Below are 21,470 nucleotides of genomic sequence, written 5' to 3' on the forward strand. Positions count from 1 at the left end.
ACTAACTGATGCCTACATAACGATAATTACGCTCGAAATGAAGCACTAGAGAATGCCCAAACTAGCGATCACCTGAAGCAATGCCAATGAGATAAAGCCCGCCAGAATATCATCCAGCATAATACCTAGACCGCCATGCACCTGCTTGTCAGCCCATTTAATCGGCCATGGTTTGATAATGTCAAAAATACGGAACAGTACGAAACCAAGCACAATCCACTGCCAGCCCGCTGGTGCGGCAATCATCGTAATGAAGTAACCGGCAAACTCATCCCAAACAATCCCACCATGATCATGCACACCCAGCATTTCCGAGGATCGACCACAAATCCAAACACCCGCCACACACACCGCAGCAACCATCAAACAATATAGCGGCAGACTTAAATACTGCATTGGTAGATACAGCAAAACTGCGGCTAAAGTACCAAATGTACCCGGCGCAAATGGTGCTAAGCCACTACCAAACCCAAAGGCCAATAAGTGAACCGGCGAACGTATAACGGTACTGACTAATTCACGTTGGGTAGGTTTATTGCTCATGGGAAAATCGGCTCTTATTGTTTAGAAATGTTGAAAACCAGTGGCGGTTAATAGATGGCTATATTGGTTAATGATTTGCTCGGCATCATCAGTAATGTAGCCAATTGCCTGACAGCTCAACTGTTGTTCTGACATTGCCTTGATAAAACCATCGCACTGATCATCAGGCACCGTGAATAGTAGCTCATAATCATCGCCGCCAGTCAGGGCATATTGCAAGCATTGCTCTGGTGGGTGCAGCGACGACAATGCCTCTGAAAATGGAATATCATCAGTGTTAATGACTGCTCCACACTGTGAGGCTTTTAGGACATGCATCAAGTCTTGTAATAAGCCATCGGATACATCAATGCAGGCATGAGCATACTGACGAATAATGCGACTTTCTACAGTCCTTGCAGTGGGACGGTTTAATCGTTGAATACAATAGTCGTGATAAGCACGCTTTTCGCCAGAAGCATATATTGATGAATCTCCCTGAGCCAAAGCCAGACCAGCAGCCGCATCACCCAAGGTACCGGTTACAAAGATCACATCACCCAGTTTCGCTGCACTACGCTTCAAAGCAGCTGCGGGCGTCACTTCGCCCATAATCTGAACAGTGATGGTTTGCGACCCACGCGTGGTATCACCACCAATCAAATCAACGCCATAGTCATCCGCAGCTTGCTTTAATCCAGCAGAAAACCCTTCCAGCCATGCCGTATTGTATTCAGGTAAGGTCAGTGCCAGCGTAAACCATCGAGGCTCTGCGCCCATCGCAGCCATATCACTAACATTAACGCTGAGTGCTTTATGTCCGATATCAGCGGGATGTGTATTAACAGGGAAATGTACACCAGAAACCAGTGTATCGACCGAGATAGCCAATTGGTGTTGTGCTTTAACCGACAGTAAAGCAGCGTCATCGCCTACACTGAGGGAAACGCCCTCACCCTGCGCAGGCCAGTTAAAATAGCGGGCAATTAAATCAAACTCACCCGCCATTCTTTAATCCATCCAAGCTTACAGACCGCCCGTTTCCAGCGTTCTGATCTGGCGAGCCATTTTATCAACCACGCCATTGATGTACTTGTGCGCCTGATCTGCACCAAACTTTTTAGTTAGATTTACAGACTCATTGACCACAACCTTGTAAGGAACGTCGATATGATTCTGTAACTCAGTGGCTGCTAATCGCAGTGCTGCAAGTTCTATCTGATCGAGCATATCCACACCACGATCAAGTAGCGGCACAAATAAAGCGTCGACATCTTCCTGATTTTCAATCACGAAACGAACCAGTGACTGAAAATAAGCAGGATCACATTTGCGGAAGTCTTTCGACAAATCGCGGTCATCCTGAATCGCCAGATAGATATCCTGGTAACTGTTCTGCGTCATTTGCCATTGGTAAATAGCGATCATCGCTAGTTTACGAGCAACCTGTCGCTGAGAAATCAGCTGCTTAGTGTTTGGAGAATCAGTCATTGAACTTCTTAATCAGAGAAACCATTTCTAAAGCCGTTAAACCAGCTTCAGCACCTTTATTGCCCGCCTTAGTACCACTACGCTCAATCGCTTGCTCGATTGAGTCAGTCGTCAAAATACCATTAATGACTGGCAGACCGGTTTGCAATGCAACCGCTGACAAGCCCTTAGCAGACTCATTTGCCACGATATCAAAGTGAGGTGTGCTACCACGAATCACCGCACCAAGTGCAATCACTGCATCGTACTTTTTGCTGTTAGCCATGTGCTGAACGATCAATGGCAACTCAAATGCACCGGGTACACGCGTGACTTCAATATCTTTCTCATCAACGCCGTGACGCACTAATGCATCTACCGCACCTTCCAATAGCGCTTCAACCACAAAACCGTTAAAACGACCTACTGCAATACCGTAGCGTGCTTTCGTTGGCGTGAAATCGCCGACAATTTCTTTCACATTCTTCATTCTGGATTATTCCTGTCTGTATCCGGTTATTTCTAGCCCAAACCCTGCAATGCCGCTGAGGTGCATTGGGGCACTCATCACGCACATTTTACGCACGCCTAAGTCTAATAAAATCTGTGCACCAATCCCGTAAGTTCTTAACTCGGCGGGTGCATCTTTGGCATCGTCATCAACAACTTCAGTATCCTGCGCCACGCCCATGACTTTTTGCAAGCGCTTTAGTATATCAATCTTTTCACGCGGCTCACGCAGAATAACAACCACACCCTGCCCGGCTTCATTAATCGTTTTCATGGCATCCTGCAATGGCCAGCCAGAACCCGGCTCACGCAATGACAGCAAGTCACAAATCGAATCTTCAAGATGTACACGCGTCAAAACTTCATCGCCCGGATTAATCTCGCCTTTCACTAAGGCCATATGGGTTTGATCGCTGGCGATGTCTTTATACGCAATCAGCTTAAACTCACCATGTGCTGTATTGACCACTTTTTCAAAGGTGCGGTTAACGGTGGTTTCGTTGTCCAAACGATAACGGATCAGATCTTCGATCGTACCCATCTTAAGCTGATGTTTTTCAGCAATATCAACCAGATCATCACGACGCGCCATGGTGCCGTCTTCATTCAGGATCTCAACGATCACCGCTGAGGGTTCAAAACCTGCCAATGCGGCAAGATCACAACCTGCTTCAGTATGGCCCGCACGCGTCAATACGCCGCCTGGTTGCGCCATTATCGGGAAGATATGACCAGGCTGAACAATTGAAGCTGGAGTGGCATCAGGGGCAATTGCAGCACGCACGGTCAGGGCACGATCATAAGCTGAAATACCAGTAGTGACACCTTCAGCCGCTTCGATTGAAACCGTAAAATTAGTCCCGTGTGCATCATTGGTCTTGGACACCATCAGTGGCAAGTCCAACTGCATGCAACGTTCACGACGCATAGTCATACAAACCAGACCCCGGCCATGCGTTGCCATGAAGTTAATGTCTTCAGGACGCACTTTTGAGGAGACCATTAGAAAGTCTCCTTCATTCTCGCGGTCTTCGTCATCCACAATAATGACCATTTTGCCCTGAGCAAGATCGTCAATAATTTCTTCAATAGTATTGAACATAGTTTATTACTTCTTAATAACCGTTTTCGGCCAGAAATGCTTCGGTGATTCCACGCTCACCGGCGCTACTGATTGCTGCCTTATCACCGAGTAATAAACGCTCAAGATAACGGGCTAACAAATCCACTTCCAGATTAATCTTTGTCCCTGCCTGATAGCCATCGATAATGGTTTCCTGCAAGGTATGCGGCACAATATTGATTTCAAAGTCACAGCCATCAACACGGTTAACTGTCAAACTCACACCATCGATCGTAATAGAGCCTTTAGCTGCGATGTATTTTGCCAGCGTATCAGGGGCTTTAATTTTGAACCACTCAGAGCGGCCATCATGACGACGTGATTCCACCACACCCAAGCCATCAACATGACCACTGACTAAGTGCCCACCTAAATGATCTTGCAGAGTTAGTGCTTTTTCCAGATTAACCGACGAGCCTGTACTGAGACTGCCCAATGATGTCAGAGAGAGTGTTTCGCGGGATACATCGGCAACAAAGGAATCCTCGCTAAGCTGAACGGCGGTCAAACACACGCCATTTACCGCAATACTGTCACCCAAAGCGACATTATTCATGGCTAGTTTGCCTGTGGAAATACTCAGCGCCACATCGCCACCTTTACTACTGAGACTTTTTACTGTGCCAACAGCCTGAATGATACCGGTAAACATTGTCTAAACCTGTGTTTGCTCAAGGGCGGCTATGATACGCCAATCCTCACCAATTGCACGTATATCCTTAATTTTCAGGTTAATTCTATCCTTCATTTTTTTCAATTGTGGCAAATAAAATGCCCCCATCGCATCGCTGCCTAATAAATGCGGCGCCATGTACAATAAAAGCTCATCTACCAAGCCTTTATCCAACAAATTACCGCAGATCAGCGAGCCTGCTTCTGTATGTACCTCATTGATCTCACGCTTCGCCAGATCTTTGAGAACAGCTTTTAATGACATACGTGCTGTTGTGTCTGCACTCTCCATGACAACGACTTCGACATCTTCGCCAGCCTGCTCTAGTTCATAAACCGTATCTGAAGAATAGCGCTGGGTATATATGAGAGTTTTACCCGGAAGACTCAGGAGCCTGGCAGTAGCCGGACAACGCAGTTGAGTATCCAGAATCACGCGAGCCGGCTGACGAACCTCACCCTCAATCCCCAGCTCCAGCGTAGTTAAGCGAACCGTCAGTGAAGGATCATCAGCTAACACCGTGCCAATACCTGCCAGAACCGCATCACTTTGGGCGCGCCAAAATTGAACATCGTGTCGGGCAGCTGGCCCTGTAATCCACTGACTTTCACCCGAGGCCATAGCAGTTCGACCATCTAAACTGGTAGCCATTTTTAAGCGGACAAAGGGCATACCGTGAACCATACGACGAATAAATCCCGGATTAAGTTCGCGGGCTTGCTGCTCTAACATGCCGCTAGTCACCTCGATCCCTGCTGACTCCAGACGCGCGATACCGCCACCTGACACACAAGGATTAGGGTCTTCCATGGCGATAAACACGCGAGATACACCCGCTTTTACTAAGGCATCGGCACAAGGCGGGGTTCTGCCGGTATGAGAGCAAGGCTCTAAAGTGACATAAGCAGTTGAGCCTCTGGCATGCTCCCCTGCTTTTGCAAGTGCGACGGCTTCAGCATGCGGGCCACCTGCCGGTTGTGTGAAACCTTCTGCGATGACTTGCCCATCTTTAACCAGCACACAACCGACCCGTGGATTTGGATGCGTCGTATAAATCCCCAAGCGTGCTAATTTAATCGCCTGAGCCATGTATTGCAGGTGCTGGGTATCGTTCATACTAATTGAAGGGTTAATTAGTGGAGGGATAGTGTAGCAGTTTTAGCGTCCGGACAGTCGTCTAAGACAAGCCTTTATCTGTTGCAACTTTCTTTTCCATCAGGTTGATGGTTTCGACGAATTCGTCAATATCATTGAAACTTCGATAAACCGATGCAAAACGAATATAGGCGACACCGTCGAGTTCACGCAGCTCTTGCATCACACGTTCGCCAATCCAATGAGATTCGACTTCGCGTAGACCACTACTGAGAATTTTCTTCTTGATCTGCTGAATAGCCCGGTCAATATCAACCATACTGACCGGACGTTTTTCTAACGCCAGCATCATTCCGGCTCGCAGCTTCTCCACATTAAAAGCCTCGCCAACACCATCGCTCTTCATGACACGAGGCATATTTAAGTCAGCGACTTCATAAGTGGTGAAACGTTCATCACAGGACCCGCATTTACGTCGACGACGAACTTGATCGCCATCCGCGCCTAAGCGTGAATCAACAACACGGGTGTCTGTGGCACTGCAAAACGGACAATGCATGGGCTTTAATTACTCTGCGTATACGGGGAGACGTTTGCAGATCTCGCTGACTTTGGCCTTGACTGACTCGATGACAGTTTGATCTTCAATATTTTCCAATATATCACAAATCCAGTTAGTCAGATCAATACAATCCTGCTCTTTAAAGCCACGGGTTGTGACCGCAGGTGTACCGATACGAATACCACTAGTGACGAACGGTGACTGTGGATCATTAGGCACCGAGTTCTTATTGACAGTGATGTGTGCACTGCCAAGCGCTGCATCCGCTTGCTTGCCCGTCAAACCTTTGTCGATCAAATCCAACAGGAACAAGTGATTGTCAGTACCACCGGAAACGATATTAAAACCACGCTCCATAAAGGTGTGAGCCATCGCTTGTGCGTTCTTCACAACCTGTGCCTGATAGTCAGCAAAACCAGGATCCATTGCTTCTTTGAATGAAACCGCTTTAGCTGCGATCACGTGCATCAAAGGGCCACCCTGTGTACCCGGGAAGACCGCTGAGTTCAGCTTCTTCTCGATTTCAGGATTTGCTTTAGCAAGGATGATTCCACCACGTGGGCCACGCAATGTTTTGTGAGTCGTTGAAGTGGTAACGTCAGCAATTTGTACCGGAGATGGGTAAACACCTGCTGCAACCAAACCTGCAACGTGCGCCATATCAACAAATAAGATCGCGCCTACTTCATCCGCGATATCACGGAAACGCTGCCAATCCATCACGCGAGAGTATGCAGAGAAACCAGCGATGATCATTTTTGGTTTGTGCTCTTTTGCGAGTGCCTCAACCTGATCGTAATCCACTTCACCCGTTTCATTATTCAAACCGTACTGAACAGCTTTGTATACTTTACCAGAGAAACTCACGTGTGAACCGTGAGTTAAGTGACCTCCGTCAGACAAGCTCATTCCCAGAACCGTATCACCCGGTTCTAATAATGCCATGTAGACAGATAAGTTCGCTGAGGAACCTGAGTGTGGTTGTACGTTTGCGTAGTCAGCACCAAACAACGCTTTAACACGGTCAATTGCTAATTGTTCAGCAACATCAACATATTCACAGCCGCCGTAATAGCGCTTTGAAGGATAACCCTCAGCATATTTGTTAGTAAGTACTGAGCCTTGTGCTTCCATCACACGTGGGCTGGTATAGTTTTCTGAGGCGATCAGTTCGATATGATCTTCCTGACGCTGAGCTTCGTCAGCAAGTGCGTCATATAACTCGTTGTCATAATCGGCGATATTCATATTAATGTTAAACACGTCTGGCTCCTGACATTTTTACTGCTATTACAAAACGGACTCTGTAGTAACTACAGAATCCGGCAGTTTATCGGAAAGCGGAATTTCATGGCTAGTAAAAAAAAACAATTGCTTGCAGAAAGAATCTCTACATCATGCCGTTAAACTCTTTAGCATCATTTCTCAACGTCTTACGGTTGATTTTATAAACCTGCTCAAGGAGTTGATTTTTATTGGCACGGTACTGTTTATCTCTGGGCGGTAAATATTGGTACAAGCCGCGAGCCAACTTGTAGTCCCACTTAAAATGCTTCATGTAAGGAAAACGATCTGGCTGTTTTTGATAGATACGATCGAATGGCGTATCCGGTAACGGCTTAAATCGGGACAAACGAATCCGGTCGAGATATTGCTCATGCTCATTTATAAAGTCGACAGTCAGTTTTAAATCTTCTGCTGTCTCTCCCGGAAAGCCCTGCATCATTGAAGTACGCACACTGATACCAGCCTCATAAGCATGCTTTAAGAAATCACCTGCCTCCTCTACTTTGGTGCCTTTCTTCATGCTGTCCAGTAGTGCCTGACTACCTGATTCCAAGCCGAAGGATATACGGGTGAGTCCTGCTTTTTTGGCGGCGATTAAGGTGTCTTTATCCAGACCATTATCACCCAGATGATTTACATGTACCGTCGCAATCCAGCGCGCACCCGGTACCACATTTTGAATGTTCTTAATTAATCCGTACCACAGCTCGAGATCCGAGTTGAGTTTGATATCGAGGAAGATAAAATCCTTACTATCATGCGCCTTAGACTGTGCCGCCAACTCATCCAATACTGCTTTAAGCCCTCGGGAGCGGAAAGTACGGCCATTGGCAGAGACCACATCACCACAGAAAGTGCACGCACCCCAGCCACAACCACGGCCAGACATGATTGGGATGATTTTATGCGGGTATTTATCCCATGGGAAATCCGATAAGTCAGGTACCGGTAGTTGGTTCAGTTGTTGCAATGGCTTGAGTGCTTGAACGGTTTGCCTTGACTCCCTGGTGAATACACCAGCTCTACCTGCCAAAGACTTCCCTGCCAGTAGATCACTGACCATGCCGGGTAATTCAAACTCAACTTCACCACCGACAATGGCAGTAATACCCTCTAGAGCCAACCACTGTTCGGTGACTTTATTTAGATTAAAAAAAGGGCCACCAAGCAATACGGGAATGCCTTTTTCTTTAGCCTTCTCACCGATTAGCCGGCACATTTCATAATGGTCTAAATAGGAGGAAATCAGAATGGCATCAGGTTTAGCGGTAAGTGCTTTATCTATCTCAGCAAGCATCGCAGGGTGGGGTTTAGCATTGCGCTTTGCCAGTTGTTCTCGCAAGAAGTCACGTGAAAATCGCATCACCGGATGACCTGAAAAATACAGTCGGCGCATTAGCTGATCTTTCCACGTTTCCGGGTTGTCACGGGTAAAGGCGGGAACACCAAGTGCCAGTGGACTAAGTAACCGTACACTGTAGTTGGCGTCACGAAGCGACCTGATCAAGTACCCAACGGCTAAGGTTGGGTAAGCAGCAAAATTGTTCAGGTCGATAAATAGCAGTTCGGGGGTATTTTTTATCGTATCCATGTAAGTTTAATACATGAATTAAAGACACGATAAAAGAACAATTCACTGATAGATAACTATTTGCACAAACCACTGATGAACATCACTAGCATATAGGCCGATAATTACATATTAAAACTGAAATCCCATACTCAGTTAGTGACGTCCGCTGATTTAATTTCAGAAATTTTACCCTCAGGAATTCCCTGACTTGCCCAGATCAACTCCAAATCTGAGTCGATAAAGTCATCAGGGATCAATGTAGGTCGTTTGGTAAAAGGGGCACGACGATCTCTGAGTCTTACGCCCTCTTCCTGCATGATTTCCTCAAGACATACATAAACAAATTCCGTACAGGACATATTATTATATTGTGAGAAATCAAAACGAAAATCATAGGGTGTGCCCAAGGTCATCAATGCGCGGTTATAGATTTCATTGACGTTATCTTGCGTGATTTTTGAGGAGCGGAGTATTAACAGATAATCACAGCGACAAAAGTTTAATAAGTCTTCCATGAACACACCTTCTGCCATGGCGTGTACGACAATTTGCTCACCCTCAGCATAGAACTGGCTCTTCACTGAGGGTAACAAAGTAATATTATCTTCGTTTGGCACATCACCTAAATACAGACCCACATGAGAAAAGAAACCGGGTATGAAATAGCCATCGAGGTAGTTTTTATAACCACGAACTACAATATCTCCGGGCTGCAGGGTCTTCATAATCTCACGGGTTTCATCGCCCTTGATCAAGTAACTACCGGGGTCGTACAGCAGAAAAAACGGAAACTTATAAACCTTTAAGTCACCGAATATTTTCAAGGTATTATTGTAAATCTGAGTTAACAGATTCATGTCAGAATCCTTTTATAAGTGCCTTGGTCAAGCTCCTTTTGTATACCCTCAGGAACCATTTCCTTGCGGATCATTAAATCACGCTCGTGCAATGGTCTGGAGTAAGCATCCTCTTTGGGTAATCTAGGCGCTATCTGATCCAGATTGACCAATTTGCAATGCGTAATATCGTCATCGAACTGCTGCTTCACTTGCTGTGCGAACTCGTCATCATAGACAAAGATGTTGCTTTCAGAGTGATGGTAAGTCGAGCCACGGGCAATATTATAAGAACCCACTGACGCTATTTGCTCATCGACCAAAAAATTCTTGGAATGAAAAGCTCCTTCTAACTGCCATTCATAGATCTTCACCCCACTCTCTAAGAGCCCCCGATAATGCTTGGTGCACTCCTTGTACATCCACCCCAGCAAACCTTTGACCATGAGCGATTGCGAAGAATATTGTGAGTTAGTAATTAAGTGAACCTCAACGCCGCGAGCCACTGCATCTGCTAAGTATTCAGCAACGATGCGTGGCGGACGAATACCGTGGCAACCCCAGTAAATGCTTTTTTCTGCGTTTTTGATAAGCGTCAGAAATGCATGAGTGAGCGGCAGATCATTATCATCGTAAGGTTTGTGAGCGACGTAACGGACATCCACCGAGCCTGCATTTGCTTGCTCAGGAAGGTGAGGCGCATATTGCTGTGCAAGTTTCGTCAGATCAGGCGGTGTCTGTAATTTGACAAACTCAGGATATGTCATGGCTTGTGACGCGGTTCGTTGATCCCATTCTTTATAGCGTGTGAAATCCTTCAGAAATTGCATCTGTATGTCATGCACAACAGGTCCCCGAAGATACACATCCGTGTCTCGCCATGCGAATGATTTAACCCCACCATAAGCGTATTTATCACCCCAGTTAATGCCCCCTAAAACTACCTCAGTGCCATCTACCACCATATACTTCTCGTGATAGTGACGTTTTAGTTTGAGCTTGATGCCTTGCATGACATGCTTGAGTGGCCCGGTATGTTTAGGAAACGGTAACCACTCCTCAAATAAGCCATTGTAGCCATGCACATAAGCACCGGCATCTCTGAGTCGCTTTATCATTGGTCCGGCAAACGTGGTTCTATTCACGATTTCATCAAGAATAATCCGAACTTCAACTCCTTCCTTAAGTTTCTGATGTAACACCTTCTCCATTCTTTCGGTCGTTTCATCCTTCATCATAGAGAAGGTTGCTATGTGGATAGAATGTTTTGCCTCATCCAGCAAACGCCAACGAACTTCAAATGACTCTGCACCACTCGGCAAAAACCGAATGCTGTTACCACTGCGAATCGTACTATTGGTTAGCTCGTCCAGAGCTTCAGGTCTGTGTGACATAAATTACCGATGTTAATGTGAAGTCGAATAAAACAATAAAGTATTGTCGCTGCATTTAAATTTTTTGTTCATTTTATATCATTAAGTCAAACTAAAACCATGCCCTGTACGGCTTAAATATCTCTATTTTGGCGCTTATTTACCCACATAAAATATTTCAATAATAGCAATATGACAAGCACCCATGTCTAAGCTGATATTAATAACGGGTATATCGACAATAGAGAATTAGATTATCACTTGTTAAAATAAACCTAAACATAAGCATATATATCAGTAAGATAGAAAACATATTAATAATATCGCTCAGTAGTGCTAAAAAAGCCTGGCACGTCTAACTTCTGTATCACTTCGTTATTAATAAAAAATACAATTGGTAATGATAGATTTTTTTTCTTTGTAAGCTTGTCACCTTAATGTCAACTTAACGCCAGCTGAACCTATTAGGGGCGGCGAGTTTCTGTGTGTATCAAATGGAATAGGACACACAGATTTTAATACATGGTTTATCCCCCGAGATTATGTATTTATCGACTAAATGGTTGGGTTAGAAACAAGGATGTTAGTAACTGCCTTTAGCTTGGATAAGATTTAGTCCAATTCGTTGGACTACGTCAACTGTGTATACCAGACAGTCAGGTTGTGTCACCTGACTGTCTGCCTTTGCATGGTTTCAGCTTCTCTCCCTCTTTTATTCACTTCTTCCTATTTCAAATACTACGACTAGTTAACTAGTCTTAAGAAAGTTGCATGGAGTTAAAATGAAGAAGCCAATTACCAGCCTTTGTGCTCTGGCTGTAATGTTAGCCTTAAGTTCCCCACCAGATGCTTTTGCCGCACCATCTAAGAAGTCCGCAAAAAAGTATTCTGTCAGCAGCAAGAAGGCTCGTAAATCAAGTAAGAAAAAGCGCCGCTCAGTGTTTACCTGTGACCAGTACAGTCGTAAAACATTGTTACGAAAGTCAAAGCGCTTTGCCGGAACCATCAACAGCGCCGCTAAAAAATACGGCGTGAGTGCACACTTCATCCGATCGGTAATTGCTGTTGAAAGTTGCTTCAACCCACGCGCTCGCGGAGGTTTAGGTGAAAAAGGCTTAATGCAATTAATGCCGGGCACAGCCAGAGAACTAGGTGTAAAGAATGGCTATAGTCCATGGCAAAACATTCATGGTGGCACCAAATATCTAAAGCGACTGCTAGTTCGCTATAACGGAAATAAGCACTATGCTGCCGCTGCCTACAATGGTGGCCCAGGTGCGGTTAGCAAGAAGTATGGCCCTAAATTCAATCAGGTCAAACGTTATTCCAGACACGTGATGCGTGCATACAGCACACTGACACGCGGTAAGGGCCCCGGTATTGTTCCTGTTAAATCACGCAAGGTATCGCTGAAAAAGTCTAAATATAAAAAATATAAATCATCTAAGAAGAAGAACCTGAGATTGACTAAAAAGACTTACAAGAAAACACGCCTAAGTAAGAAGTATAGAAAATCTACCAAGAAATCAAAATTCAGTAAGCGCAAAACACACTACATCAAGTCAGGGCAAACCTTATACAGTATTGCCCGTGCACATAAGACCACAGTGAAAAAGCTAAAGCGTCTTAATGGTTTGAAATCAAACATGATCAAAAGTGGGAGTCGAATTCGCGTTCGCTAGCGACTTGAGATGGTTTGAAAGTGCTCTGGTTATATCAACGTAATGAGTCATTAATGGACTTTATAACAGCCAGCGGATTAGTTGCTGCTGTGATAGGTCTGCCGACTACGATATAGCTGGAGCCTGCTTGCTTTGCATCTTGTGGCGTCATAATACGCTGCTGATCACCCTGTTCACTGCCTAAGGGGCGGATACCTGGTGTGACTAGCACAAAATCCTGACCTTGTTGCTCACGTAACATGGCAGACTCTTGCGCGGAACAGACGACACCATCAAGACCTTGTTCAGCAGTCAGTGCCGCGAGCCGTTTAACTTGCGCTTCAGGTGAGGTAGAAACACCCGTTGCTCCAAGCTGTGCCTGATTCATGGACGTCAAAACAGTGACTGCTATTAATATAGGTGGTTTTTCATAAGACGCCAAAGACTTAGCGGCCGCATCTAGCATCACCGGACCACCTCCGGCATGCACATTCATCATCCACACACCAAGATCCGCTGCACTTTGGCATGCACCAGCGACTGTGTTGGGAATATCATGAAACTTGAGATCCAAAAATACTTTGAAACCACTGTCTACCAGACGTTTGACAAACTGAGGGCCAGAAGCAACGTATAATTGCAAACCAACTTTAAGAATACAGTCATCAGGTGAAAGTGGTTCGATAAAGTGGAGTGCCTGATCGGCAGTAGGAAAATCAAGCGCGACAATTAGCATTTCAGACATGTACTTTGTACCCAATCAAATTTGATGAATTTAAATGTGTGCGACTTCATCCCAATGATTACATGCCGGACATCGCCACAGGAAATCATGCATTTTATATCCGCAATGACGACACTGGAATCCGGGTTGAGTCGATAAGTGATTTGATACCGCTTTATCAATCAACGCAAGAGATTGATCCGCAGGAATAATACTTTGCTCATTATACAACGTCAGCGCCTTACTGATAGACCTTACGTTTAGCTGCTTTTTCTCAAGCACATCTGGCAGACAAGACTTAACTTTGTCACTCAAACCATGTTCAATTGCCAGGCGTAACGTAAACTCCAATACTTTGACATCGGAGCATTGTTCGTAGATAGACAGTAATTGGTCTTGCAACTGATCGATGGTGCCGGCTTGCTGGTAAGCGTCAACCATTGGCGCGAATATCATTCCCAACAGTCTTGGCGAATCCTGAGCGGCGGCAAGGTAAAGCTGGCTGGCTTCAGCGGGTTTATGTTGAAGCATCTCTACACCTGCTCTCAATACACTCACCCGGCTGGACTCGGGATAGTTCGCAGCTGCTATCGCAAGGTGGTCATTTGCTTCCTGCAAGTGGCCCTTTTCAATAGCTTCATCGGCAAGTTCGCAGTAATAGTTTGCAATGAGATGCCTGACATCTTCATTATTCAGGCGCTGAACGGCCTGAGTCACCTCGATAGCTTTTTGCCATTCCTGAGTTTGCTCGTAAATGTGGCGCAAAGCCTGACGTGCTTCCACATCATCCGCATTACTTTGCAGTAGCTCTGTGAATACGCGTTCAGCACGATCCATCATGCCGGCAGCGAGAAAGTCCTTGCCCAATGCCAGCATCGTCGTTGATTTTTGTTCGCGGCTTAGCGATGCACGTCCGATTAAATTCTGATGAACACTGAGCGCACGATCTACTTCACCCCTATTACGGAAAAGATTACCTAATAACAGATAAGTCTCCGCTGTGTATTCATCAATTTCAGGGCGATTAAGGAATACATCCAAGGCTTTATCCGGCTCTTCGTTCAGAAGGAAGTTTACTCCCTTCACGAAATTGTCAGATAGTGGACGTTTTTCCGGAAGTGATTTTTTTCTGGAGCTATTACCTGAAGCACGCCAGCCAGAATAAAAGGCCAACGGCAACAACAGGAATAATAACTCAGTCATGAGTTAAATCACCGGGCAAGTAGCAGACATTGCCGGTCATTATTGCTCGATGATCGGAAAGTTTTCTTTAGAGGCATCGACGCGATCACGCAATGCTTTTCCAGGCTTAAAGTGAGGAACATACTTTGGAGACAAATCAACCGTCTCACCAGTTTTCGGGTTACGGCCACGACGGGCCGCACGATAGTGCAGTGAAAAACTGCCAAACCCTCTGATCTCGATACGGTTTCCTGAAGAAAGTGTATCACTCATCTGCTCCAACAGAATTTTCACAGATAGCTCAACATCACGCCCGCTTAAGTGGCTTTGTTTTCTGGAAAGAATATCGATAATTTCGGATTTAGTCATACCTGCTGTCCCTCTGACGTGTTCAAGTAGAGTTTACTACGACTTTTGAATAAATCATAGAGAGAAAGTGAATAAGAGCTTGAATTTAAATGCAAAAAGCCGATTGCGCATCAACACAACCGGCTTTATTTAGCAAGTTAAACCGAATAAATCAGTTTAACTAGTAAGCTACATTACGCACACTTGGCGCAATTACTCACCCATCTGCTCTTTGAAGATATCGCCCAAAGAAGTACCAGAAGAAGAACGATTACTGTATTCCTTCATTACTTCTGCTTCATCAGCATACTCTTTCGCTTTGATAGACAAGTTCATCATGCGGCTCTTACGATCAACACCCATGAACTTAGCTTCAATCTCTTCACCAACTTTCAGGATAGTGCTCGCATCTTCAACGCGGTCACGTGAAAGCTCAGAAGCGCGTAGAGAACCTTCAATACCATCACCAAGATCAACCTTAGCCATCTTAGGTGTTACTTCAGTGATTGTGCCCTTCACAATGCTACCCTTAGGGTTAGCTGCGAAGAATGCAGAGAATGGATCTTGATCCATCTGCTTGATACCGAGAGAGATACGCTCACGCTCAGGATCTACCGCAAGAACGATTGCTTCAACTTCGTCGCCCTTCTTGTAGTCACGAACTGCTTCTTCACCCTGAACATTCCAAGAAATGTCAGATAGGTGAACAAGACCGTCGATACCACCGTCCAGACCGATGAAGATACCGAAGTCAGTGATCGACTTGATGTTACCTTTAACGATGTCGTTCTTGTTGAATGACTTAGCAAACTCATCCCAAGGATTCGCTTTACACTGCTTCATACCAAGAGAAATACGACGACGTTCTGCATCGATATCCAAGATCATTACTTCAACTTCGTCGCCTAGTGTAACGACTTTAGATGGGTTAACGTTCTTGTTTGTCCAGTCCATTTCAGAAACGTGAACAAGACCTTCAACACCGTCTTCAATCTCTACGAAACAACCGTAGTCAGTTAGGTTGCTCACCTTACCGAATAGACGTGTGTTAACAGGGTAACGACGTACTAGATCCTGCCATGGATCTTCACCCAATTGCTTCAGACCAAGTGATACGCGGCTCTTCTCTTTGTCGAACTTAAGGATCTTAACGTCAACTTCATCACCCATCTGGATGATTTCTGAAGGATGCTTAACACGCTTCCAAGCCATATCAGTGATATGTAGAAGACCGTCAATACCACCCAAGTCGATGAATGCACCGTAGTCAGTAAGGTTCTTAACGATACCCTTAACCACTTTACCTTCTGCAAGCGTCTCAAGAAGTGCATCACGCTCTGCGCTGTACTCTTCTTCAACAACTGCACGACGAGAAACAACAACGTTGTTACGACGCTGGTCAAGTTTGATCAGTTTGAATTCAAGCTCTTTTCCTTCAAGGTAAGTTGTGTCGCGTACTGGACGTACGTCAACCAAAGAACCCGGTAGGAATGCACGGATATCACCAAGTTCAACAGTGAAACCACCCTTGACCTTACCGCTGATGATACCAGTAATAATTTCGTCATTTTCAAGCGCTTCTTCGAGCACTTCCCAAGCACGTAGACGACGCGCTTTTTCGCGAGACAGCTTAGTTTCACCGAAACCATCTTCAACGCTTTCCAATGCAACTTCAACAACGTCACCACGTTCAACGGTTAGTTCACCCGCTTCGTTCTTGAACTGCTCTGCTGGAATAACGCCTTCTGACTTCAGGCCTGCACTTACTGTTACAAAATCTGGAGTTACTTCGACAACAGTTGCGTTGACCAAAGAACCTGGCGTCATCTCAATAAACGTCAAACTCTCTTCAAATAACTCTGCAAAACTTTCGCTCATGGTATAAAACCTTAAATAAATAGACGACAGCACCCTGCTTACGTCGGGTTGAGTTAACTTTCAGTAGCGGAATTGCTAAAGAAAGTGGATCACTAAAAGCTACTAAGTGACTGATAAAATAAATAAGTGTCAACAGGGTGTTAAGTAGCTCTTATCAAAAATGTTAACGATTTTCGTACAGACCAATTACTTTAGAAACCACCTCATCTATCGACAGATTACTCGTATCGACGGTATGGGCATCAGCAGCAGGACGGAGTGGAGAATGCTCACGGTTCATATCCCGTGCATCACGTTCCTGAATATCGCTCACCAAGCCGGCGAGGGTAGCATTAAGCCCATGATCTTTCAACTGTTTCAAACGTCTTTGCGCACGAACTTCAGCACTTGCTGTTAGATATATTTTTAATGTAGCGTTCGGAAAAACAACCGTTCCCATATCCCTGCCATCGGCAACCAATCCTGGTGGCTCGGCAAATGCCCTCTGTCGTTCCAGCAAAGCCTCCCGAACTGAGATTACGGCAGCCACTTTTGATGCCGCCTCACCTGCTGATTCACTACGGATCGACTGACTCACATCAGTCCCTTCAAGAACTACCTTAAGTACACCACCCTGCTGAGGCAGAAAACTGACATCTAAATTTCTGGCTATATCGGCCAGCGCATCGTGATCGCCAAAGGAACATCCCTTATCCAGAGCCGCATAGGCTACTAAGCGGTAAAGCGCCCCGCTATCTAAGATATGCCAGGATAATTTTTTTGCTACGTGTTGGGAAATCGTCCCTTTGCCTGAGCCGGCAGGACCATCGATAGTTATTACCGGGGCTTCATTCATAATGTTTGCCTGTTACGCTTTTCAATGTCGCGATTATGCCGATATAAGTCAGCCTTGGCTAATGGATTCCTTTATATGCATTCAGGAATTGATTGCATTAGATTATACTAATATACTGTATTAACGATTTACGTGAGGAGCGTGTATGAGTAACAAGACACTACGTGGCATGATTTCTGAAGCATTGGCCCATATCAAGGAAGTCGATATCGACCAAGCTGAAAAACTGATGTCTGAAGGATATCGAATTCTGGATGTTCGCGAACCTGGCGAATACGCCAATGGCACCATCCAAGGGGCTTTAAATATTCCAAGAGGATTACTTGAAGCTGCTGCAGACATTGAGTTTGAAGGTGCAAACCCGGCACTGCGTGATGGGCGAAATGATAACTGGTTGGTTTTTTGCCAAACAGGTGGACGCTCTGCGCTAGCGACTAAAACACTACAGGATATGGGTTTTGAAGCTGTCGTTAATGTGCACGGTGGGTTTTCCACCTGGTCCCAAGCAGGTAAAAGAGTAGTACAGCCTTCCTAACTGATTCATTGCCAAAAAAAGCCGATACTTCGTGATTACAGAAGCATCGGCTTTTCATAGATTATCGAAAATAGATTAAGCAGCTTTCTTCATTAAACGAGTGGCCTTACGCTGCTGAAGTTCGCTTCCACCATCAATCACTTCCTGTAGTACAGACTTAGCCGATTCAAAGTCTGATACTTGCAGATATGCTTCCGCCATATCCAACTTCAAGTCCATCTCAAGCGTGCCTTCATCAAACATTTTGAAGACATTCTCTTCTGGTCGGTTACTTGTTTGTGCAAATCCACGCTCAATATCTTCTTCAGGGCTCTCAAGTAGCGCATCATAAGTATTGATCGTCTCCGGAGTGGCGACTTCGCTCTCTGTCTTCTCTGGGAATGGGTCTGTGTCATGCTTTTTCCGACGTGTCGCCAAAAGTGCAATCATAACGAGTGAAAACAATGCCCCACCTAAGATAGCCAACCATGATGGAAAACTAATTTTACCGCCCAACAGGCTCAGTTGAGAGCTGTTATCAGTTTCACCAAAATAATGCACCCCAGGCTGAGATTGTTTCAGCAAGTGTTGCAACTGGCTATTTTCCTGAGTTAACTGCGCAATCGTCTGATCTGCCTGACTTTTAAGAAAGCTGTTATTGCTAAGTTCTGTTTTGGCTTTACTCAATTCATCACGAAGCTGTTCTGTTTCACGCTGCACACTTTGTAACTTCTCTTGTAACTCGCCGAGCTGTGTTAAATCAGCCTGACTAACCACATTGGTGGTACTATTGCTTGCATCAGCACTACTATTTTTAGTTTCAAGTAACTCGGTTAAACGAATAATCTCTCTATCAAGCACGCGTAATTGTTCATCTGAGTTACCACTTTGCGACTCCAAGCGTTTAATCTTAGCCTCTAGCTTGGCTGTATCTCTTTTTAAAGCTTCCACCTGACTAATAAGGCTCAAACGCTCAGCCTCTAAAAACACAATACGGTCCTGCATTTGCTGCGGGGTCCGCTTTGGCACATCAAGTGCATCAGAAGTCGTTCTCTCGCTAACGCTGTTTATTGTTTGCTGTGCTATTAATGGAGCAGTAGCGCCTGATACAAACCGTGAATCATTAACCAACCACTCATTTCCGGGCAGAACCAGTAATGCATCTTTCTTCAACAGATTCATATTACCCCTGACAAATGCCTGAGGATTATTCGCTACAATCGTCTTCATCAAGGAAATTGTCGACCGATTAGGTCCTGCATAAAATCGTTTCACGATTTTACCCAAAGTATCTCTGGACTGAACTGGCCCATAAGTGACGTCTGCAAACGAGGTTGCAGGCATACTCAATAGAGCGGAAAAAATAGTTGCACTGATGAGTGTTTTTACTTTAACGGACTGTTTTTTTGAGGTTAACGCCGACATGATATGCTCCAGCCTGGTGCCGAAGATTCGCCCGTTGGCCCCGGTGTTTTGCATTATTATATTTTTATTATGCGAATCCCTGAGAACAATTTATCACTGTTATTAGTAAATTCTTATAAATCCCGATGGACGGTATAAAGCACTTAACCAGCGAGCCGGCTAAGCATAATTTGCGCAGTTGCTGACTGTTTTTGATTCCCCTCTTGCTGCACTTCCAATAGTAATTCGTTGGCAGCCTGAAGATCACCAATCTCACCATACGCCTCAGCCATGGCTAACTTCAAGCTAATCTCAGTTGATTCAGCATCACTTTGTGATGTATCAGGATTTAATACTGCTGTCGCATCAGGGGGAATGGTTGGCGTATCAGTCATCGTCGGATCGAGAATAGCTACTCTGGAAGGATCTCGTCTTGGCGGCACACGCAATGCGTCAATATCTGGCTCAATACGTTCAGGGTCAGCTGCTCTGAATACGACATCGTCAGCAGGTAAGGTGGCGTCATCACTGACAATCAATGGCTCTGCCACAACGGTTTTGTTCGCCCGACCTCTGGCAAGAAACATCAACAAGGTTGTCAAGGCTAAGGCCAGCGCGCCCAGTAACGCACCCCATAACGGAAATGTCACCGGCTTTTCTAGCTGAGTTTTTATCGTCTGAGCGTTCAACTGAGTAATATCAAACGATTCATCCGTGGGTCCTGAAGCACCAGTAGCCTCTTCATCACTCGGAAGCGTTATATCAGTCTTAGGTTTAAACGCGGATGTTGTTTCTGCACTATTAGCGCTCGATGAAACACTCGCCAGAAGCGTTGCGTTCTGACTTTTCAAATCATCATTAGCCGCTCTGGATTCTGCAAGCTCAACCACTAACGATTCATTCTTAGCTTTAAGTTGCACCAGCTCAAGTTCAACCCTACTCAAGTCACTCGTCAAATCATCAAGCTTCGTTATCATTGCGGCTTGCTCAGCATCTTTGTTGCTCAGTGATGAGTCGAGTGACTGCTGAACTGACGCCTGGCTTTGTCTCAGCTCAGCTACAGTTGCTTCCAAAGACCTGATTTGTTCATCACGCTCAGCCAGTAAAGCGGACTGTTCGTTCTCTGATGAGGCTGCAGCAGCTCCAGACGAAGACGCTATCTCAGCCAGCTTCTCTTTGGCAGCTTGTTCAGCCTGTAATAGCGCTGCATTCGCTTTTTTCTCAGCCTCTGACAAAGCTACCTGTGCGTCTTGTTGTGCTTTTTCAAGTTCAGCACGCGCTGACTCTCTGGCATCCGACAGCGCTTTACGAGCCGCATCAACAGACTCATTAGCTACCTTCAGATCCGCTTGTAAACCTGCATTCGCAGACTCAAGCTGAGAAATTTTACTCTCAAGGGTTGAGGCCTCACCTTCCAAACCCGATATTTTTGTGTTTAACCGATCACGCTCAGCCCGTACTGTCGCCAGACGACGCTGAAGGTCTAGATTAGCGGTGTTCGCTGAGGATTGACTAGCTACAGGTGTCACCGGTCGAACAGTTGCCGCTCTTAACTGAGTTTGACGAGTTGGTGTCACCGGCTGGGCAACCCTGGATGAAATCGTCTCATCGCTAGGAAGTGTTAATGTGACACCCTGCCTCAACAACCCCATATTATTGCCAATAAAGGCATTGGGGTTGTTTCGGAAGATCTCCTGCATAATGACTTGGTCCGAATAGGGACTAAGCACATAGTTCTCGTTCACAATACTACTGAGTGTTTCACCTGAGCGGATTGGTCCATAGCGAGTATCAGCGACTGCGACAGACTGAAAAACAACTACGCTCATCAAAGCAAGCGGCAAAAGACGCTTACTCAGAACCTTAGTGGGTATCAGACGAGAACTATTCATGGGCAATC

General features: G+C 45.4%; 21 protein-coding genes. 2 read left to right on the forward strand and 19 right to left on the reverse strand.

Features of this window, described 5'->3' with window-relative positions; translation table 11 throughout:
- Window positions 1-45: 45 nt before the first annotated feature.
- The 12 genes from DKW60_RS01740 to DKW60_RS01795 form a co-directional block, all read right to left on the reverse strand.
- Complete coding sequence (locus DKW60_RS01740) at window positions 46-543, reverse strand: phosphatidylglycerophosphatase A family protein (protein ID WP_109835946.1); 498 nt, start codon at window positions 541-543, stop codon at window positions 46-48.
- A 21-nt stretch (window positions 544-564) separates the two neighbouring features.
- Window positions 565-1,530, reverse strand: coding sequence for a thiamine-phosphate kinase (thiL, locus tag DKW60_RS01745; protein WP_109835947.1), 966 nt, complete (start codon window positions 1,528-1,530; stop codon window positions 565-567).
- An 18-nt stretch (window positions 1,531-1,548) separates the two neighbouring features.
- On the reverse strand, window positions 1,549-2,013 hold the full coding sequence (gene nusB / locus DKW60_RS01750) for a transcription antitermination factor NusB (protein ID WP_109835948.1): 465 nt from the start codon (window positions 2,011-2,013) through the stop codon (window positions 1,549-1,551).
- Window positions 2,006-2,482, reverse strand: a complete 477-nt coding sequence (gene ribH / locus DKW60_RS01755; RefSeq protein WP_109835949.1) for a 6,7-dimethyl-8-ribityllumazine synthase — start codon at window positions 2,480-2,482, stop codon at window positions 2,006-2,008. The genes nusB and ribH overlap by 8 nt, the downstream gene beginning before the upstream one ends.
- Window positions 2,483-2,488: 6 nt before the next feature.
- Entirely contained in the window at window positions 2,489-3,604 is a 1,116-nt protein-coding gene (gene ribBA / locus DKW60_RS01760; RefSeq protein ID WP_109835950.1) for a bifunctional 3,4-dihydroxy-2-butanone-4-phosphate synthase/GTP cyclohydrolase II, read from the reverse strand.
- Window positions 3,605-3,617: 13 nt separating this feature from the next.
- Entirely contained in the window at window positions 3,618-4,277 is a 660-nt protein-coding gene (locus DKW60_RS01765; RefSeq protein ID WP_109835951.1) for a riboflavin synthase, read from the reverse strand.
- Window positions 4,278-4,280: 3 nt separating this feature from the next.
- The gene (gene ribD, locus DKW60_RS01770) at window positions 4,281-5,414 is read right to left on the reverse strand and encodes a bifunctional diaminohydroxyphosphoribosylaminopyrimidine deaminase/5-amino-6-(5-phosphoribosylamino)uracil reductase RibD (RefSeq protein ID WP_245929536.1); all 1,134 of its coding nucleotides are present in this window, start codon (window positions 5,412-5,414) and stop codon (window positions 4,281-4,283) included.
- Window positions 5,415-5,475: 61 nt separating this feature from the next.
- Complete coding sequence (nrdR, locus tag DKW60_RS01775) at window positions 5,476-5,952, reverse strand: transcriptional regulator NrdR (RefSeq protein ID WP_109835953.1); 477 nt, start codon at window positions 5,950-5,952, stop codon at window positions 5,476-5,478.
- Window positions 5,953-5,961: 9 nt separating this feature from the next.
- Window positions 5,962-7,203 carry a serine hydroxymethyltransferase gene (gene glyA, locus DKW60_RS01780; RefSeq protein WP_181389554.1) on the reverse strand — a complete coding sequence of 414 codons (1,242 nt, stop codon included), beginning with the start codon at window positions 7,201-7,203 and terminating at the stop codon, window positions 5,962-5,964.
- 142 nt (window positions 7,204-7,345) lie between these two features.
- Window positions 7,346-8,833, reverse strand: coding sequence for a B12-binding domain-containing radical SAM protein (locus DKW60_RS01785; protein WP_109835955.1), 1,488 nt, complete (start codon window positions 8,831-8,833; stop codon window positions 7,346-7,348).
- A 131-nt stretch (window positions 8,834-8,964) separates the two neighbouring features.
- Window positions 8,965-9,672: a YiiX/YebB-like N1pC/P60 family cysteine hydrolase gene (locus DKW60_RS01790; RefSeq protein ID WP_109835956.1), complete on the reverse strand. Its 708-nt coding sequence runs from the start codon at window positions 9,670-9,672 to the stop codon at window positions 8,965-8,967.
- Window positions 9,669-11,045: a phospholipase D-like domain-containing protein gene (locus DKW60_RS01795; protein WP_109835957.1), complete on the reverse strand. Its 1,377-nt coding sequence runs from the start codon at window positions 11,043-11,045 to the stop codon at window positions 9,669-9,671. Before DKW60_RS01795 ends, DKW60_RS01790 begins: the two co-directional genes overlap by 4 nt.
- Before the next feature lie 761 nt (window positions 11,046-11,806).
- Between DKW60_RS01795 and DKW60_RS01800 the strand changes: the two genes are divergently transcribed.
- Window positions 11,807-12,706 (forward strand): lytic transglycosylase, encoded by a 900-nt coding sequence (locus tag DKW60_RS01800; protein ID WP_109835958.1) that lies wholly within the window; start codon window positions 11,807-11,809, stop codon window positions 12,704-12,706.
- A 34-nt stretch (window positions 12,707-12,740) separates the two neighbouring features.
- Here DKW60_RS01800 and pyrF read toward each other — a convergent pair whose 3' ends face one another.
- From pyrF to cmk, 5 genes are all read right to left on the reverse strand, one after another.
- Window positions 12,741-13,430 (reverse strand): orotidine-5'-phosphate decarboxylase, encoded by a 690-nt coding sequence (pyrF, locus tag DKW60_RS01805; protein WP_109835959.1) that lies wholly within the window; start codon window positions 13,428-13,430, stop codon window positions 12,741-12,743.
- Window positions 13,431-13,460: 30 nt separating this feature from the next.
- Window positions 13,461-14,612: a tetratricopeptide repeat protein gene (locus DKW60_RS01810; RefSeq protein ID WP_109835960.1), complete on the reverse strand. Its 1,152-nt coding sequence runs from the start codon at window positions 14,610-14,612 to the stop codon at window positions 13,461-13,463.
- Between the two features lie 39 nt (window positions 14,613-14,651).
- Window positions 14,652-14,960 (reverse strand): integration host factor subunit beta, encoded by a 309-nt coding sequence (locus tag DKW60_RS01815; RefSeq protein ID WP_109835961.1) that lies wholly within the window; start codon window positions 14,958-14,960, stop codon window positions 14,652-14,654.
- Between the two features lie 192 nt (window positions 14,961-15,152).
- Window positions 15,153-16,817 carry a 30S ribosomal protein S1 gene (gene rpsA / locus DKW60_RS01820; protein WP_109835962.1) on the reverse strand — a complete coding sequence of 555 codons (1,665 nt, stop codon included), beginning with the start codon at window positions 16,815-16,817 and terminating at the stop codon, window positions 15,153-15,155.
- A 163-nt stretch (window positions 16,818-16,980) separates the two neighbouring features.
- Window positions 16,981-17,652, reverse strand: a complete 672-nt coding sequence (gene cmk / locus DKW60_RS01825) for a (d)CMP kinase (protein WP_109835963.1) — start codon at window positions 17,650-17,652, stop codon at window positions 16,981-16,983.
- A gap of 145 nt (window positions 17,653-17,797) precedes the next feature.
- Here cmk and DKW60_RS01830 point away from each other — a divergent pair, with 145 nt between their 5' ends.
- Complete coding sequence (locus DKW60_RS01830; RefSeq protein WP_109835964.1) at window positions 17,798-18,187, forward strand: rhodanese-like domain-containing protein; 390 nt, start codon at window positions 17,798-17,800, stop codon at window positions 18,185-18,187.
- Between the two features lie 75 nt (window positions 18,188-18,262).
- Here the strand turns inward: DKW60_RS01830 and DKW60_RS01835 are convergent, their stop codons facing one another.
- Both DKW60_RS01835 and DKW60_RS01840 read right to left on the reverse strand, forming a co-directional pair.
- Complete coding sequence (locus DKW60_RS01835) at window positions 18,263-19,591, reverse strand: FimV/HubP family polar landmark protein (protein ID WP_181389548.1); 1,329 nt, start codon at window positions 19,589-19,591, stop codon at window positions 18,263-18,265.
- 143 nt (window positions 19,592-19,734) lie between these two features.
- Complete coding sequence (locus DKW60_RS01840) at window positions 19,735-21,462, reverse strand: FimV/HubP family polar landmark protein (protein ID WP_109835966.1); 1,728 nt, start codon at window positions 21,460-21,462, stop codon at window positions 19,735-19,737.
- Window positions 21,463-21,470: the final 8 nt, after the last annotated feature.

Origin of the sequence: Leucothrix pacifica (assembly GCF_003172875.1) — a bacterium.
Taxonomy (GTDB): Bacteria; Pseudomonadota; Gammaproteobacteria; order Thiotrichales; family Thiotrichaceae; genus Leucothrix; species Leucothrix pacifica.